19 protein-coding genes are annotated in these 14,629 nt (G+C 30.9%); all 19 read left to right on the forward strand.

Translation table 11 applies throughout. The features are described from left to right. The first annotated feature begins 6 nt into the window (after positions 1-6). The 19 genes from prmC to atpC all read left to right on the forward strand — a co-directional run bounded on the left by prmC (position 7) and on the right by atpC (position 14,328). Positions 7-858, forward strand: coding sequence for a peptide chain release factor N(5)-glutamine methyltransferase (prmC, locus tag KGF42_RS10175; protein ID WP_227822212.1), 852 nt, complete (start codon positions 7-9; stop codon positions 856-858). Between the two features lie 43 nt (positions 859-901). Further along, positions 902-1,966 (forward strand): peptide chain release factor 1, encoded by a 1,065-nt coding sequence (gene prfA, locus KGF42_RS10180; protein WP_107596175.1) that lies wholly within the window; start codon positions 902-904, stop codon positions 1,964-1,966. Between the two features lie 128 nt (positions 1,967-2,094). After that, complete coding sequence (locus KGF42_RS10185; RefSeq protein WP_227822213.1) at positions 2,095-2,775, forward strand: ZIP family metal transporter; 681 nt, start codon at positions 2,095-2,097, stop codon at positions 2,773-2,775. A 28-nt stretch (positions 2,776-2,803) separates the two neighbouring features. Next, a complete protein-coding gene (locus KGF42_RS10190; RefSeq protein ID WP_227826253.1) occupies positions 2,804-3,844 on the forward strand; it encodes an L-threonylcarbamoyladenylate synthase in 1,041 nt (346 codons plus the stop codon). A 16-nt stretch (positions 3,845-3,860) separates the two neighbouring features. Continuing rightward, on the forward strand, positions 3,861-4,310 hold the full coding sequence (locus KGF42_RS10195) for a low molecular weight protein arginine phosphatase (protein WP_227822215.1): 450 nt from the start codon (positions 3,861-3,863) through the stop codon (positions 4,308-4,310). A 16-nt stretch (positions 4,311-4,326) separates the two neighbouring features. After that, positions 4,327-4,779 carry a ribose 5-phosphate isomerase B gene (gene rpiB / locus KGF42_RS10200; protein WP_227822216.1) on the forward strand — a complete coding sequence of 151 codons (453 nt, stop codon included), beginning with the start codon at positions 4,327-4,329 and terminating at the stop codon, positions 4,777-4,779. A gap of 35 nt (positions 4,780-4,814) precedes the next feature. Beyond that, positions 4,815-5,444 carry a uracil phosphoribosyltransferase gene (gene upp, locus KGF42_RS10205; RefSeq protein WP_003437840.1) on the forward strand — a complete coding sequence of 210 codons (630 nt, stop codon included), beginning with the start codon at positions 4,815-4,817 and terminating at the stop codon, positions 5,442-5,444. A gap of 308 nt (positions 5,445-5,752) precedes the next feature. Continuing rightward, the gene (gene yqeB, locus KGF42_RS10210) at positions 5,753-6,568 is read left to right on the forward strand and encodes a selenium-dependent molybdenum cofactor biosynthesis protein YqeB (RefSeq protein WP_227822217.1); all 816 of its coding nucleotides are present in this window, start codon (positions 5,753-5,755) and stop codon (positions 6,566-6,568) included. A 225-nt stretch (positions 6,569-6,793) separates the two neighbouring features. Then, complete coding sequence (locus tag KGF42_RS10215; RefSeq protein WP_003421374.1) at positions 6,794-7,231, forward strand: deoxycytidylate deaminase; 438 nt, start codon at positions 6,794-6,796, stop codon at positions 7,229-7,231. Between the two features lie 184 nt (positions 7,232-7,415). Beyond that, positions 7,416-7,643 carry an AtpZ/AtpI family protein gene (locus tag KGF42_RS10220; protein WP_054275330.1) on the forward strand — a complete coding sequence of 76 codons (228 nt, stop codon included), beginning with the start codon at positions 7,416-7,418 and terminating at the stop codon, positions 7,641-7,643. A gap of 76 nt (positions 7,644-7,719) precedes the next feature. Further along, positions 7,720-8,034 carry an ATP synthase subunit I gene (locus KGF42_RS10225; RefSeq protein ID WP_413927008.1) on the forward strand — a complete coding sequence of 105 codons (315 nt, stop codon included), beginning with the start codon at positions 7,720-7,722 and terminating at the stop codon, positions 8,032-8,034. 2 nt (positions 8,035-8,036) lie between these two features. After that, positions 8,037-8,741, forward strand: coding sequence for a F0F1 ATP synthase subunit A (locus tag KGF42_RS10230; protein ID WP_054275328.1), 705 nt, complete (start codon positions 8,037-8,039; stop codon positions 8,739-8,741). 69 nt (positions 8,742-8,810) lie between these two features. Beyond that, complete coding sequence (gene atpE / locus KGF42_RS10235) at positions 8,811-9,071, forward strand: ATP synthase F0 subunit C (RefSeq protein ID WP_021386434.1); 261 nt, start codon at positions 8,811-8,813, stop codon at positions 9,069-9,071. A 122-nt stretch (positions 9,072-9,193) separates the two neighbouring features. Next, positions 9,194-9,691: a F0F1 ATP synthase subunit B gene (gene atpF, locus KGF42_RS10240; RefSeq protein ID WP_054275327.1), complete on the forward strand. Its 498-nt coding sequence runs from the start codon at positions 9,194-9,196 to the stop codon at positions 9,689-9,691. Then, on the forward strand, positions 9,688-10,233 hold the full coding sequence (locus KGF42_RS10245; RefSeq protein ID WP_227822218.1) for a F0F1 ATP synthase subunit delta: 546 nt from the start codon (positions 9,688-9,690) through the stop codon (positions 10,231-10,233). Before atpF ends, KGF42_RS10245 begins: the two co-directional genes overlap by 4 nt. Positions 10,234-10,249: 16 nt before the next feature. Beyond that, positions 10,250-11,752 (forward strand): F0F1 ATP synthase subunit alpha, encoded by a 1,503-nt coding sequence (gene atpA / locus KGF42_RS10250; protein WP_227822219.1) that lies wholly within the window; start codon positions 10,250-10,252, stop codon positions 11,750-11,752. A 27-nt stretch (positions 11,753-11,779) separates the two neighbouring features. Then, positions 11,780-12,658 (forward strand): ATP synthase F1 subunit gamma, encoded by an 879-nt coding sequence (gene atpG / locus KGF42_RS10255; RefSeq protein ID WP_054275324.1) that lies wholly within the window; start codon positions 11,780-11,782, stop codon positions 12,656-12,658. 12 nt (positions 12,659-12,670) lie between these two features. Further along, entirely contained in the window at positions 12,671-14,065 is a 1,395-nt protein-coding gene (gene atpD / locus KGF42_RS10260; RefSeq protein ID WP_227822220.1) for a F0F1 ATP synthase subunit beta, read from the forward strand. Positions 14,066-14,067: 2 nt separating this feature from the next. Further along, entirely contained in the window at positions 14,068-14,328 is a 261-nt protein-coding gene (atpC, locus tag KGF42_RS10265; protein ID WP_054275322.1) for an ATP synthase F1 subunit epsilon, read from the forward strand. Positions 14,329-14,629 lie beyond the last annotated feature (301 nt).

Consider the following 14,629-nt stretch of genomic DNA (forward strand, 5'->3'; position numbering starts at 1 on the left):
TTTATTATGACAATAAAAGATATAATTATTAAATATTCAGATACATTTAAAGATATAAGTGACACTCCAAGATTAGATACAGAGTTATTGTTACAAAAAGCATTAGGAGATGTTGACAGACTATATATTCACTTAAATCTGGATAAAGAGCTAACTGAAGAACAAGAAATAAAATTTATAGGTTTTGCAAAGGAAAGATTAAATGGAAGACCAATAGCATATATAGTTGAAAATAGAGAGTTTATGGGATTAGACTTTTTTGTTAAGGAAGGTGTATTGATTCCAAGACCCGATACAGAAAATTTAGTAGAAGAAATAATTGAAATATGTAAAGGAAGAAAAGAAGTAAGTATACTAGACATAGGTACTGGTTCTGGTGCTATTACAGTAAGTTTGGCGAAGTACATTGAAAATTCTAAAATCATGTCTTTTGATATATCAGAAATAGCCTTAGAAATAGCTAAAAAAAATGCTATTATAAATGAAGTTGGTGAAAAAATAAAGTATATCAATTCCGATTTATTTACAGCAATAAGTGATAGTAATATAAAATTTGATATAATAGTTTCAAATCCTCCATATATTAAAAAACAAGATATAGAAACGCTGCACACACAAGTTAAAGATTATGAGCCATATAATGCTCTTGAAGGTGGAGAAGATGGATTGGATTTTTATAGAAAAATAACAGAACAAGGGAAGAAATATTTAAATAGGTGTGGAATATTAGCATATGAAGTTGGTCATAATCAAGCTGAAGATGTAATTAATATTATGAAAAGTAATGGATATAAAAAAATATATACAAAGAAGGATATTCAAGGCATTGATAGAGTTGTTATAGGTTACAATATATGATATAATCAACAATTGATATGTTACATTTAATCGAGGTGAAAGTATGTTAAAAAAATTAGAAGTATTGGAAGATACATATAAAGACTTAAGTGAAAAAATAGGTGATCCTGATGTAATAAATGATCAAAAAGTTTGGCAAAAGTATATAAAAGAGCATGCTGACTTAGAGCCTATTGTTATGAAATACAGAGAGTATAAAAGTGTTTTAGATAGTATAAAAGAATCAAAAGAAATTTTACAAGAAGAGTCAGATGAGGAATTAAGAGAATTAGCTAAGATGGAGTTAGCTGAGATGGAAGAAAAAGTAGCACCTCTAGAGGACGAAATAAAAATACTATTATTACCTAAAGACCCTAATGATGACAAGAACGTTATAGTTGAAATTAGAGGTGGAGCTGGAGGAGATGAAGCAGCTCTGTTTGCGGGTGATTTATTTAGAATGTATTCAAGATATGCTGAAAGAAGAAGATGGAAAATAGAATTATTAAGTGCAAGTGATACTGGAGTTGGTGGATATAAAGAAGTATCTTTTATGATAAAAGGTAAAGGTGCTTACTCAAGATTAAAGTATGAATCTGGAGTTCATAGAGTTCAAAGAATACCATCAACTGAATCTGGTGGAAGAATACACACATCAACTTCTACTGTTGCAGTATTACCAGAAGTTGAAGATGTAGAAGTTGAAATAAATCCAAATGATTTAAGAATAGACGTTTTCCGTTCTTCAGGTAATGGAGGGCAAAGTGTCAACACTACTGACTCTGCGGTTAGGGTAACACATATACCTACAGGTGAGGTAGTATCTTGTCAAGATGGAAAATCACAATTAAAAAATAAAGAGCAAGCTTTAAAAATATTAAAAGCTAGACTTTACGATAAAGCATTGGCAGAACAACACAAAGATATAGCAGCAGAAAGAAAAAGCCAAGTTGGAACAGGAGACAGATCGGAAAGAATAAGAACATATAATTTCCCTCAAGGTAGAATAAGTGACCATAGAATAAATTTAACTTTATATAAGCTAGATGCATTCTTAGATGGAGATATAGATGAAATGATAGATGCTTTAATTACTGTTGACCAAACAGAAAAAATGACTGCAATATAAGTAATGTTTTAAAGAAGCTGTTTCTTTCTAGAAATTATTTTCTATTTTGAAACAGCTATTTTGCATTTTAGGTCATGTTATCATATTCTACTGTATATAATTGTTATATACAAGTATAGGAGGGTTATATGATACTAAAAGTAACAATGATTGGTCTTTTGGCAGGTGTTATAGGGACAGGATTAGGAGGAGTAATATCAGCTATTTTTAAAAGAGAAGTTGATAAATATCTAAATTTCTTTATGGGATTATCTGGCGGAATAATGTTGGCTGTAGTGGTGTTTGATTTGATGAAAGAATCAATGGACAAAATGGGGATAATCAACACAGTTATATTTACATTTGTTGGAGCTCTTATAACTATGTACATAAAAACAAAATTAGATGCATCTGGAAGTATGGCATCTGGGTATCTTATATTCATAAGTATATTACTACATAATTTACCAGAAGGACTAGCCATTGGTTCTTCTTTTATGTCAACTGAAAGTTTGGGTATTACTCTTGCTATAGTTATAGGTCTACATAACATACCAGAAGGATTGGCTATGGCATTGGGCTTAGTTTGTAATAAAATGAAACTAAGTAAAGTTATTTTATTTACTGTAATAGCTGGATTGCCTATGGGCTTAGGAAGTTTTTTAGGTGTTTATTTTGGAGGAGTATTTACTTCTCTTATAGGAGTATTTCTTGCTACAGCAGGAGGTACTATGATGTATGTTGTATTGGAAGAAATTTTTCCACATTCTAAAAGTGTGTATTGTATAATTGGTTTTTTGTTAGGTACAATGATTGTAAACTATATATAAAATTAAAATGAAAGCAGGCATACAAAAGATGAAAACTATTATAAGTAATATTGATATAAATAATATTGATTATGAGGAAATAAAAATACAAGCAAAACTTCTTAGAGAGGGCAAAACAGTTATTTTTCCAACTGAGACAGTGTATGGTCTAGGTGCAAATGCGTTAGATGAAAATGCAGTAAAGAAGATTTATGAAGCTAAAGGGAGACCAAGTGATAATCCATTAATAGTCCATATATATGAAAAAGAAGAGGTCTATAATTTAGCCAAAGATATAAGTGATAAAGCTAAGCTTGTTATAGAAAAGCTTTGGCCAGGACCTATAACAATCATATTAAATAAGAAATATATAATTCCATATAGAACTAGTGGTGGGCTTGATACAGTTGCAATAAGGATGCCTTCTAATGTTATTGCCAGGGAAATAATAAAAGAATCTGGTATACCTATTGCAGCTCCTTCTGCAAATATATCAGGTCGACCATCTCCAACAAAAGCAAAACACGTATATGAAGAAATGAATGGAAGAGTAGATGGAATAGTTTTAGGAGGAGATTGTAATTTTGGCTTGGAGTCAACTGTATTAGACCTAACAGAAGAAACTCCTATGATACTGAGACCAGGAAGTATAACCAAGGAAGTTTTAGAGGAACTTCTTGGAGAAGTAAAGCTTGACCCATCATTAAGTAAAAAAGAAGATAATCAAAAAGCTAAAGCTCCTGGAATGAAATATAAACACTATTCTCCAAATGCAGATGTATATATTATATCTGGAAAAAGAGAAAATGTAGCAACAAAGATTAATGATATGATAAAATCTAATAAAGAAAAAAGTCTAAAGACAGGTGTAATGTGTATTAGTAGAAACAGAGAGTTTTATGATGGAGAAGTAATAGATTTAGGAAGCTCTCTTGAGGAAGTTGCAAGTAATCTGTTTGATGCCCTTATAGAAATGGATAAAAAGGGTATTGATGTCATATACTCAGAGGAGTTCCCTAAGACTGGTGTTGGACAAGCAATTATGAATAGACTACTGAAGGCAGCAGGATACAGAGTAATAAAGGCATAAAAGGGAGTTGTAAAATATGAATATACTTATTGTATGTACAGGGAATACTTGTAGAAGTCCTATGGCTGAGGCTATATTAAAGAAAGCAATTAAAGAATCTGGAAAAAATATTGAAGAATATTCTATATCATCAGCAGGTATATCTACAGTAGATGGAATGGCTGCTTCTAAAAATTCTATAGACGCATTAAAAGAAATTGGTATAGACTTATCAAATCATAGAAGTAAAGTAATTACCAAAGAATTAATCGATAAATCAGATATAATACTAACAATGACTAAATCACATAAAGAAATTTTAGTACAAGCAGTTCCAAAATGCAGAGAAAAAGTGTATACTTTTAAAGGGTTTGTAAATAAAAATGAGTCAGATATTTCTGACCCATTTGGAGGAAATTTAGATACTTATAGAAATACTATGAGAGAAATAATATATTCTGTCAACGAAATAGTAAAAAAAATATAAAACGGAGGATAAACAAATGAAGATAGGATTAGGTTGTGACCATGGAGGATATAATTTAAAACAGGAAATAATAAACTATTTAGAAGGTAAAGGTATAAAATGTGTAGATTATGGAACTAATAATGCGACAGATTCTGTTGATTATCCTGTTTATGGAGAAGTAGTTGCAAATGCAGTTATAAATAAAGAAGTAGATTATGGAATATTATGTTGTGGTACAGGAATAGGAATATCTCTAGCTGCTAATAAGGTTCCTGGGATAAGATGTGCAGTTGTATCAGATGTATTTTCTGCAAAAATGTCAAAAGCACATAATGATGCAAACATGTTATCATTAGGTGAAAGAGTTTTAGGAAAAGGTCTAGCACTTGAAATAGTTGAAGCATGGATTAATACAGATTTTGAAGGTGATAGACATGCTAGAAGAGTAAATATGATTAAATCAATAGAAGAAAAACACAATAAATAATAAAAATTACAGTTTTATCAGGAGGAATTATCAAAATGAGTAAAGTGGTAGAGACAAACCATCCATTAATACAACATAAATTAACTTTAATGAGAGATAAAAATACTGGTTCTAAAGATTTTAGAGAACTTTTAACTGAAATTGCAATGTTAATGGGATATGAAATAACAAAAGATATACCATTAAAAGATGTAGAAATAGAAACTCCTATTCAAAAAACATCATCTAAAGTAGTTGCAGGTAAAAAGTTAGCAATAATTCCAATTTTAAGAGCAGGTCTTGGAATGGTAGATGGATTAGTAAGCTTAATGCCAGCAGCAAAAGTTGGACATGTAGGACTATATAGAGACCCAGAAACATTAAAACCAGTTGAATATTATTGTAAGCTTCCTCAAGACATTGGAGAAAGAGATATAATAGTAGTTGACCCTATGCTTGCAACAGGAGGGTCTGCTGTAGCAGCTATAGATTTACTTAAATCTAAAGGAGCTAAAAGTATAAAATTAGCTAATTTAGTAGCTGCACCAGAAGGTATAGCAGAAGTACAAAAATATCATGATGATGTTGATATATATGTTGCATCAGTTGATGAAAGATTAAATGAACATGGATATATAATTCCTGGTCTTGGTGATGCTGGAGATAGATTATTTGGAACTAAATAAAAATAAATAACCATAAATATTTATTAGGGACTTTCTTATGTAGTGTATATAATTTTATGTAAGAAGGTTCCTTTTTATGTATTTTTCTCAAAATAGGAATTCTTGAATTGATAAATTTCTCGAATTGAGAATAAAAAGTTTTTACCAATTCAAAAAGAATAGCTATTTTATAGAATTCTACAAAATATTAGTTCTTTTTAATGTGGCATGTTAGTTGCTTACGATTAAATTGATATGTATTAAATGTGTTAAATGTATTAATTGAATTAAGAATGAAATATTAATAATATTATTGGGAGTGGTAATACATGAAAAATTGTATAGTGGTAAGAGGAGCTGGAGATTTAGCAACAGCAGTTATTCATAAATTACACAACAGTGGTTTTAAAGTAGTTGCTTTAGAAATAGAAGAGCCATTAGCTATAAGAAGACAAATTTCTTTTTGTGAGGCTGTTTATGAAAAAAAAGTAACCATTGAAGGCGTAGAGTGTATACTTTGCTATACTGAAAAAGAAATAGAAGAAACATTATCTCAAGGTAAGGTAGCATTGATTATAGACCCCAAAGGAGAAAAATTATCTGAGCTAAATCCAATTGTTTTGGTTGATGGGATATTAGCTAAGAAAAACTTAGGTACTACTAAAGATATGGCACCACTTACAATAGCCTTAGGTCCTGGGTTTTGTGCAGGAGAAGATGTAGATATTGTTATAGAGACAATGAGAGGTCATAATCTAGGAAGAATAATAACTAATGGAAGAGCAGAAGAAAATACAGGAGTACCAGGAGCAATAAAAGGTTTTTCAAAAGAGAGGGTAATGCATTCACAGTACAATGGAATAATAGAAAATGTATGTAAGATAGGTGATGTAGTTGAAAAGGGAGACTTACTTTGTTATATTAATGATTATGAAAAAAAACATGAAGTTAGAGCGACAATATCTGGAGTTCTTAGAGGATTACTAAAAGATGGAGCAAAGGTAAATAAAAATTTAAAAATACTAGACATAGACCCTAGAAAAGAAGAAGTTAAGAATGCTTTTACAATATCAGATAAAGCTAGATGCATAGCTGGAGGGGTTTTAGAAGCAATATTAAACAGTAGGATTTATCCAAAAAATTAATTTATATTAGATAAAGCTATTAATATTTTATTAAGATGATATAATAAATTTAATAGATTAAAGAGAGCATATAACGGGTATTTAAAATTTAAATGGTAAAAATGCTCTTTTTTTATTGGACATTCAATTAACATGTGTATATAATATAAAAATAAGTATTTGTTTAGGTTGAAATCTAATAAATATATAAGACTAGTACATAAGCAAAGAGGAGAAAAGTAAATTATGAGACCATCATGGGATGAATACTTCATGGAAATTGCAGAGGTAGTGAAAAAGCGTTCAACTTGTATTAGAAGACAAGTAGGAGCTGTCATTGTAAGAGACAAACAAATATTAACAACTGGATATAATGGCTCCCCAAGAAATCTTGAACACTGTGAAAATATTGGATGTAAAAGGCAGGAATTAAATATTCCCTCAGGAGAAAGACATGAATTGTGTAGAGCATTACATGCTGAACAAAATGCCATAATACAAGCTGCTCATAATGGTATTAGTGTGGATGGGGCAACTTTGTATGTTACTACAAGACCTTGTGTTTTGTGTGCAAAAATGTGCATAAATGCAGGGATATTAAAAATTGTTTATGAAGGTGATTATCCAGATGATATGTCTACAGAATTATTAAAAGAAGCAGGGATAGAACTCATAAAATTTTAGTAGATAAAATTAGCGTGACAATAAATGTCAAATTATGACGCTGAAATACACTGAAATAAAATGGTTAAAAGAAAGTATTTGAAAAATCATCAAATTAGTAGTAAGATATATTTTATAATTAAATAAATTTATGAGATAGATTAATTACATGTTATTTATTTTGTAATAATGAGGGATACTATTTATGAGTAAAAAAAATACACATATGGAAATTGCAAAGTTGTTTAGTTTAATAAGTCAAATAGGATTGATGATTGTGATATCAATATTAGGATGTACTTTCTTAGGAAAATTTTTAGATAGTAAATTAAATACTACTCCAGTTCTGACAATAATATTTTTATTGCTAGGTGTTGGAGGTGCTTTTAGTGGTGTTTATAAAACTCTAATAGTATATACACGAAGGAAGTGATATATTGGATATAAAATTACTTAACCAGGTAAGGTCAGTAACAAAGGGTATAGTAATATTTGATGTAGTTTTAATTGTGCTAATGTTGATAACATCAACATTAAGTAAACCAGTATTATTAGGACTTATATTTGGCTCTATAATAGCTATGTTAAATTTTAGGTTATTGGCGATATCACTGGAAAAATCAGTGACATTTCCTGCTGGAAAGGCACAAGCTTATGCGTCAGCACAGTATACCATTAGGTTATTTATAATGGCAGTTGTTCTAATTGCTTCAGCTAAGGTACCACATTTAAATATAATCGGAACAGCATTGGGATTATTGAGTACAAAGTTTGTCATATTATCAAAAAACTTTATAAATAAATTAAAGAGGAAGGAGGCATAAGTATGAATCAAGCGCATTATTATCTCATAGGAAACTTTAAGATTAGTGAAACAATACTAGTAAGTTGGGGAATAATGGCCTTTTTAGCGATAGCATCTTATTTTTTAACTAGAAACTTAAAAAAAGTTCCAACTAGTAAAGTCCAAATATTTTTAGAATTTGCAATAGGTGGTCTTGCTAAAATGGTTACAAATGTTATGGGCAAGAATACAATAAAAAGAATGCCATATATGATACCATACATAGGAAGTTTGTTTTTATTTTTCGCATGCTCAAATTTAAGCCCATTACTTGGATTAAGATCACCAACAACTGACCTAGATACAACTGCTGCATGGGCAATGATTACATTTTTTATGATTTATTTTGCAGGAGTTAAATTTAAAGGGTTATCATACTTTAAAGAATTGGCTCAACCACTTGCCATAATGTTGCCAATTAATATTATAGGTGAGCTAGCTAGACCAATATCATTAAGTTTCCGTCCATTTGGAAATATTTTAGGGGGAACAATTATAATGGGTCTGTTTTATCAACTTTTAGGTTTTATATCTAGTTTAATACCAGGGTTATCAATACCAATTGGACAGATATTAATACCAGTTCCATTACACTTGTATTTTGACTTATTTGCAGGATTGTTACAGGCATATATATTTATAATGTTAACAATGGTGTTTATATCAAGTGCAGGAGAACTAGATTAAGAAATCAACTTATATTAAGATAAAAAATAAAATAATTTAAAAATTTAAAGTTTTAAGGAGGAAATAATTATGGAAACAGCAATAGTAGCGGCAGCATCAGCAATAGGAGCAGGAATAGCAGTTGCAACAGGTATAGGTGCAGGTATAGGTCAAGGTGTAGCAGCAGGTAAAGCTGCAGAAGCAGTAGGAAACCAACCAGAAGCTAAAGGTGATATAACTTCAACTTTATTACTAGGTGTTGCTATAGCAGAGTCTTCAGCAATATATGGTTTGGTTGTATCAATAATACTTCTATTCGTAAATCCATTCTTTAAATACTTAGGAATGTAGATTTAGTCCTTAAATATTTTGAGATAGGTTTATAGGTAAATCATCTCAAACTTATAATCATGAGATGAACTTTATCATCTCGTGATTATAAGTAGTTATGATTTATGGAAAGGAGGATAATTATGGAAAAAGCACTAGTAGGTATAACATGGGAATTTGTGTTCCAAATTGTTAATACTTTTATAATATTTTTACTTCTGAGAAAGCTTTTATTCAAGCCAGTATTAAATATAATTGAATCAAGAGAAAATGATATTAAAAATGATTTGGCAGAAGGCGAAAAAGCAAAAAATGAAGGTTTAGCTTTGAAAAAAGAATATGAGTCAAAAATCAATTTTGCTAAAGATGAAGGTCAAGAAATCATAAAACAAGCAACTATAAGAGCAGAGCAGAAATCAGATGATATAGTAAATACTGCAAAGAAAGATGCTCTTGATATAAAAAATAAAGCAAACAAAGATATAGAACAAGAAAGACAAAAGGTTATAAATGAAATCAAGAATGATATATCTAACATAGCACTACTTGCAGCATCTAAGGTTATTGAAAAAGATTTAGATAAATCTAAACATGAGGAATTGATAGAAAACTTTATAAAAGAGGTAGGGGAAGCTAAATGATAAATGTAATAGCAAACAGATATGCCGAAGCCCTATTTCAATTAGGAGAAGAAGAAAATTCAACTGATGTATTATTTAAAGAATTAGAAAAAGTAGTAGATATGATGACTAAAGTTAGTAAAGATTTCTACAAAGTTTTAAAATCACCATTAGTTTCAAAATCAGAGAAGAAAAACTTGGTAGAAATTATTTTTAGTAAAGAAGTAAGTCTTAATATGAAAAACTTTTTAAAAGTTTTAGTAGACAAAGATAGAGTATCATATTTAGAAGATATAGAATTAGCCTATAAAGAATTATTAAATAAGAAAAATAATGTAATTGATGGTGTAGCAATAAGTGCTATTCCAATGAGTGAAACAGATATTAAAGAACTTGAAGTTAAACTTTCAAATCAATACAACAAAAATGTTACTATAGAAAATGTCGTTGACAAGACTATACTAGGGGGAGTTCTAGTTAGAATTGGAAATGAGCAGATAGATGGCACTGTAAAAACTCGTCTAGATAAGATGAAAGAAAAGCTATCTGAAGTAATATCTTAAGAATGGTGGTGAACCCATGAACTTAAAACCTGAAGAAATAAGTTCTATAATTAAACAGCAAATAAAAAATTATGAGAATAAAGTTGAGTTGACAGATACAGGTAGTGTTTTAACAGTTGGGGACGGTATAGCGAGTGTATATGGACTAGAAAAAGCTATGTCTGGTGAGTTACTAGAGTTCCCTGGTGAAATATATGGTATGGCACTTAACTTAGAAGAAGAAGTAGTTGGAGCTGTTATACTTGGAGATGACAGTACAATAAAAGAAGGCGATATAGTTAAGAGAACTGGAAGAATAGTTGAAGTTCCAGTTGGAGAAGCTTTAATAGGTAGAGTTGTAAACTCTCTAGGTCAACCAATAGATGGAAAAGGACCTATAACATATACAAAAACTAGACCAGTTGAATCTGAGGCACCTGGTATAATAGATAGAAGGTCTGTTTATGAACCATTACAAACAGGAATTAAATCAATAGATTCAATGATACCAATTGGTAGAGGTCAAAGAGAGTTAATAATAGGTGACAGACAAACTGGTAAAACATCTATAGTTATTGACACTATATTAAATCAAAAAGGAAAAGATGTTATCTGTATATATGTAGCAATTGGTCAAAAACGTTCTACTATAGCTCAATTAGTTAGTTCTTTAGAAAAAGGTGGAGCTTTAGACTATACAATAGTAGTTTCAGCAACAGCATCTGAATCAGCACCACTTCAATATATAGCACCATATGCTGGAGCAGCTATGGGTGAAGAATTTATGTACAATGGAAAACATGTACTTATAGTGTATGATGATTTAAGTAAACAAGCTGTTGCATATAGAGAAATGTCATTATTACTTAGAAGACCACCAGGACGTGAGGCATACCCTGGAGATGTATTCTATTTACATTCAAGATTACTTGAAAGAGCAGCTAAGTTATCTGATGAATTGGGTGGAGGTTCAATGACTGCCTTACCTATAATAGAAACTCAAGCTGGTGACGTTTCTGCATATATACCAACTAATGTTATATCTATAACAGATGGTCAAATATACTTACAACCAGAGTTATTCTATTCAGGTGTAAGACCAGCAGTTGACCCTGGTATATCAGTATCAAGGGTTGGTGGTTCTGCGCAAATTAAAGCAATGAAAAAAGTTGCAGGTACATTAAAACTTGCATATTCACAATATAGAGAACTTGCAGCATTCTCACAATTTGGTTCTGACTTAGATGAAGATACTAAAAAGAGACTTGCTCAAGGTGAAAGAATCGTTGAGATATTAAAACAAGGTGAGCATCAACCAATAAAAGTTGAAAATCAAGTTATGATAATATACGCTGTTATAAATAATCATCTAGAGGATATTCCAATAGATAATATAGCTAGATTTGAATCAGAATTGTATGCATTTGTAGATAATAATTATCCAGAAATATCAAGAAAAATATTAAGTGGAGATGACTTCACTCATGATTTAACAGATGCAATAAATGAATTTAAAGAAAAGTTTGTTGTTGAAGTATAATCCTTTTTAAAAAAGGAGGTAAATTAATTGGCAGGAGCTGGAATTAAAGCAATCAAAACACGTATGGGAAGTGTTGAAAGTACAAAGCAAATAACTAAAGCGATGGAACTAGTTGCATCTTCTAAGCTTAGAAAAGCAAAAGAAAAAGCTGAAAATTCAAGAGAATATTTTAATACTTTGTACGATACAGTAAAAGATATTGCCCAAACAACACGTGGAGTTAGAAATGAATTTTTAAAAGAAAGAGAAGTAAAAAACAAATGCTATATAGTAGTAGCTGGAGATAGAGGACTTGCAGGTGGATACAATTCCAATGTATTAAAGGAATCTGTGTCTCATATGGAAGGTAAAAAGGAAACAGTTATTACTGTTGGAAAGAAAGCTCATGAATTTTTTAATAAAAGAAACTACAATATAGCAAAAGATATAAATAGTGTTGAAGCTTGTGGATATGAAGATGCGATAGAAATTTCACAAACTATTATTGACCTGTATAAAAAAGGTGAAGTAGATGAGGTTTATATTGCTTATACAAAATTTAAGTCAGCTTTATCACAGGAAGTTGAAATTTTAAAATTGCTTCCATTAGTTTTTGAAAAAGATACAGATGAACAAGGCGTTGTAATAAAAGAAGAAAAACAAAGTAAATCAAAAGTACAATATATACCATCAGCAGAAGCAGTTTTAAGTTATATTGTACCTCAGTTTATATCAGGTACAGTATATGGTGGAATTTTGGAATCTTTTGCTTCAGAGCAAGGTGCTAGAAGAACTGCGATGGAATCGGCCACAGACAATGCAAATGAAATGCTATCTAATTTAGAGTTAAGTTATAACAGAGCAAGACAGTCAGCTGTAACTCAAGAAATAACAGAGATAGTTGGCGGAGTTGAAGCTCTAAAATAGGGAGGTTAGGAAATGGCAAATGTAGGTAAAGTAGTACAGATTGTAGGAGCTGTACTAGATGTTAAGTTTGATAGTGAACAAAGCCTACCTAACTTATTAAATGCGTTAGTGATAAAGTTAGGAGATAAAGAAATAGTTGCAGAAGTTGCTCAACATATAGGTGATGATACTGTAAGATGTATAGCTATGAGTGCAACTGATGGACTTGTAAGAGGTATGGAAGTTGTAGATACAGGAGAACCAATAAGTGTTCCTGTTGGAGATGAAACTTTAGGTAGAATATTCAATGTTCTTGGAAAACCAGTTGATGGAAAACCAGCTCCAAAATCTGCACCTAAATTACCTATACATAGACCAGCACCAGCATATGATGAACTAGAAACTACAGCTGAAATACTAGAAACTGGTATTAAGGTAGTTGACTTACTAGCGCCATATTTGAAAGGTGGAAAAATAGGTCTGTTTGGAGGAGCAGGAGTAGGAAAGACAGTTTTAATACAAGAACTTATAAACAATATCGCTAAACAACATGGTGGTATTTCTGTATTCTCAGGAGTAGGAGAAAGAACAAGAGAAGGTAATGACCTTTATGGAGAAATGAGTGAGTCTGGCGTTATAAATAAAACTGCTCTAGTATTTGGTCAGATGAATGAACCACCTGGAGCGAGAATGAGAGTTGCCTTAACTGGACTTACAATGGCAGAACATTTTAGAGATGAGCAAGGACAAGACGTTTTACTTTTTGTTGATAATATATTCCGTTTCACACAAGCTGGTTCAGAAGTTTCAGCACTTCTAGGACGTATGCCATCAGCTGTTGGTTATCAACCAACATTAGCTACTGAAATGGGTGCACTTCAAGAGAGAATAACGTCAACTAAAAAAGGCTCAATAACATCTGTTCAAGCAGTATATGTACCAGCAGATGACTTAACTGACCCAGCACCAGCTACAACATTCTCTCACTTAGATGCAAAAACAGTTTTATCAAGACAAATATCATCATTGGGTATATATCCGGCAGTTGACCCTCTTGAATCTACATCAAGAATTCTTGACCCTAGTATAGTAGGAAAAGAACATTATGAAGTAGCCAGAGGTGTACAATCGATACTTCAAAGATATAAAGAACTTCAAGATATAATTGCTATACTTGGTATGGATGAACTATCTGATGAAGATAAGTTAATAGTTGCACGTGCTAGAAAGATACAAAGATTCTTATCTCAATCATTTACAGTTGCTGAGCAATTTACAGGAAATCCAGGTCAATATGTTCCTGTTAAAGAGACTGTAAGAGGATTTAAAGAAATTCTTGAAGGTAAACATGATGACTTACCAGAGTCAGCATTCCTATTTGTAGGGACAATAGAAGACGCTGTTAAAAAAGCGAAGGGAAGTATGTAGTCATGGCTAGTGAATTTTCATTGAAGGTTGTAACTCCAAATAATACTTTTTATGATGGAGACGTTGAAATGATAGTAGTTAGAACTACAAAAGGAGACAAAGGGGTATTGAAAGGTCATATACCATTTGTTTCAGGTATAACTGTAGGAACTTTAAAGATAAAAAAAGATGGAAGCTTTAAAGAGGCGAAAATAGCAGAAGGATTCGTTAATGTGGCTCAAGATAAAACTGTCATATTGACAGAATCTGCTGAGTGGATTTAGTAATTTAATTTAGAATGTAAAAAGTCATTTTGACCAAAAATATTTTGGGTGAAATGACTTTTTGCGTTTCGGCGTTAATAAAATAACAATAAGATTGTAATCTTTTAGTGATAATAAATTCACAAAATGTTTGAATTTACTGCAAAATTATGTTGTAATTAATAAGATAAAGAAGATTTAGATAGCTTTTATACAAGTGAAAATATCCTCATATAAGAAATACATATAAAATTTTTATAAAATTTAAAAAATTTGCTTAGTTGTGTAGTATAATAAATAATATAATAGATTTGTATATAAT

Origin of the sequence: Clostridioides sp. ZZV15-6383, from assembly GCF_020657735.1 — a bacterium.
Lineage (GTDB): Bacteria > Bacillota > Clostridia > Peptostreptococcales > Peptostreptococcaceae > Clostridioides > Clostridioides difficile_D.

What these genes read in the sequence shown, in the direction of transcription:
- atpF (WP_054275327.1), top strand. Translation starts at nt 9,194, where the DNA reads ATGGAAAAAGCACTAGTAGGTATAACATGGGAATTTGTGTTCCAAATT.
- prfA (WP_107596175.1), top strand. Translation starts at nt 902, where the DNA reads ATGTTAAAAAAATTAGAAGTATTGGAAGATACATATAAAGACTTAAGT.
- atpA (WP_227822219.1), top strand. Translation starts at nt 10,250, where the DNA reads ATGAACTTAAAACCTGAAGAAATAAGTTCTATAATTAAACAGCAAATA.
- yqeB (WP_227822217.1), top strand. Translation starts at nt 5,753, where the DNA reads ATGAAAAATTGTATAGTGGTAAGAGGAGCTGGAGATTTAGCAACAGCA.
- KGF42_RS10215 (WP_003421374.1), top strand. Translation starts at nt 6,794, where the DNA reads ATGAGACCATCATGGGATGAATACTTCATGGAAATTGCAGAGGTAGTG.
- rpiB (WP_227822216.1), top strand. Translation starts at nt 4,327, where the DNA reads ATGAAGATAGGATTAGGTTGTGACCATGGAGGATATAATTTAAAACAG.
- KGF42_RS10190 (WP_227826253.1), top strand. Translation starts at nt 2,804, where the DNA reads ATGAAAACTATTATAAGTAATATTGATATAAATAATATTGATTATGAG.
- KGF42_RS10195 (WP_227822215.1), top strand. Translation starts at nt 3,861, where the DNA reads ATGAATATACTTATTGTATGTACAGGGAATACTTGTAGAAGTCCTATG.
- atpD (WP_227822220.1), top strand. Translation starts at nt 12,671, where the DNA reads ATGGCAAATGTAGGTAAAGTAGTACAGATTGTAGGAGCTGTACTAGAT.
- prmC (WP_227822212.1), top strand. Translation starts at nt 7, where the DNA reads ATGACAATAAAAGATATAATTATTAAATATTCAGATACATTTAAAGAT.
- atpE (WP_021386434.1), top strand. Translation starts at nt 8,811, where the DNA reads ATGGAAACAGCAATAGTAGCGGCAGCATCAGCAATAGGAGCAGGAATA.
- upp (WP_003437840.1), top strand. Translation starts at nt 4,815, where the DNA reads ATGAGTAAAGTGGTAGAGACAAACCATCCATTAATACAACATAAATTA.
- KGF42_RS10230 (WP_054275328.1), top strand. Translation starts at nt 8,037, where the DNA reads ATGAATCAAGCGCATTATTATCTCATAGGAAACTTTAAGATTAGTGAA.
- KGF42_RS10245 (WP_227822218.1), top strand. Translation starts at nt 9,688, where the DNA reads ATGATAAATGTAATAGCAAACAGATATGCCGAAGCCCTATTTCAATTA.
- atpC (WP_054275322.1), top strand. Translation starts at nt 14,068, where the DNA reads ATGGCTAGTGAATTTTCATTGAAGGTTGTAACTCCAAATAATACTTTT.
- KGF42_RS10185 (WP_227822213.1), top strand. Translation starts at nt 2,095, where the DNA reads ATGATACTAAAAGTAACAATGATTGGTCTTTTGGCAGGTGTTATAGGG.
- KGF42_RS10220 (WP_054275330.1), top strand. Translation starts at nt 7,416, where the DNA reads ATGAGTAAAAAAAATACACATATGGAAATTGCAAAGTTGTTTAGTTTA.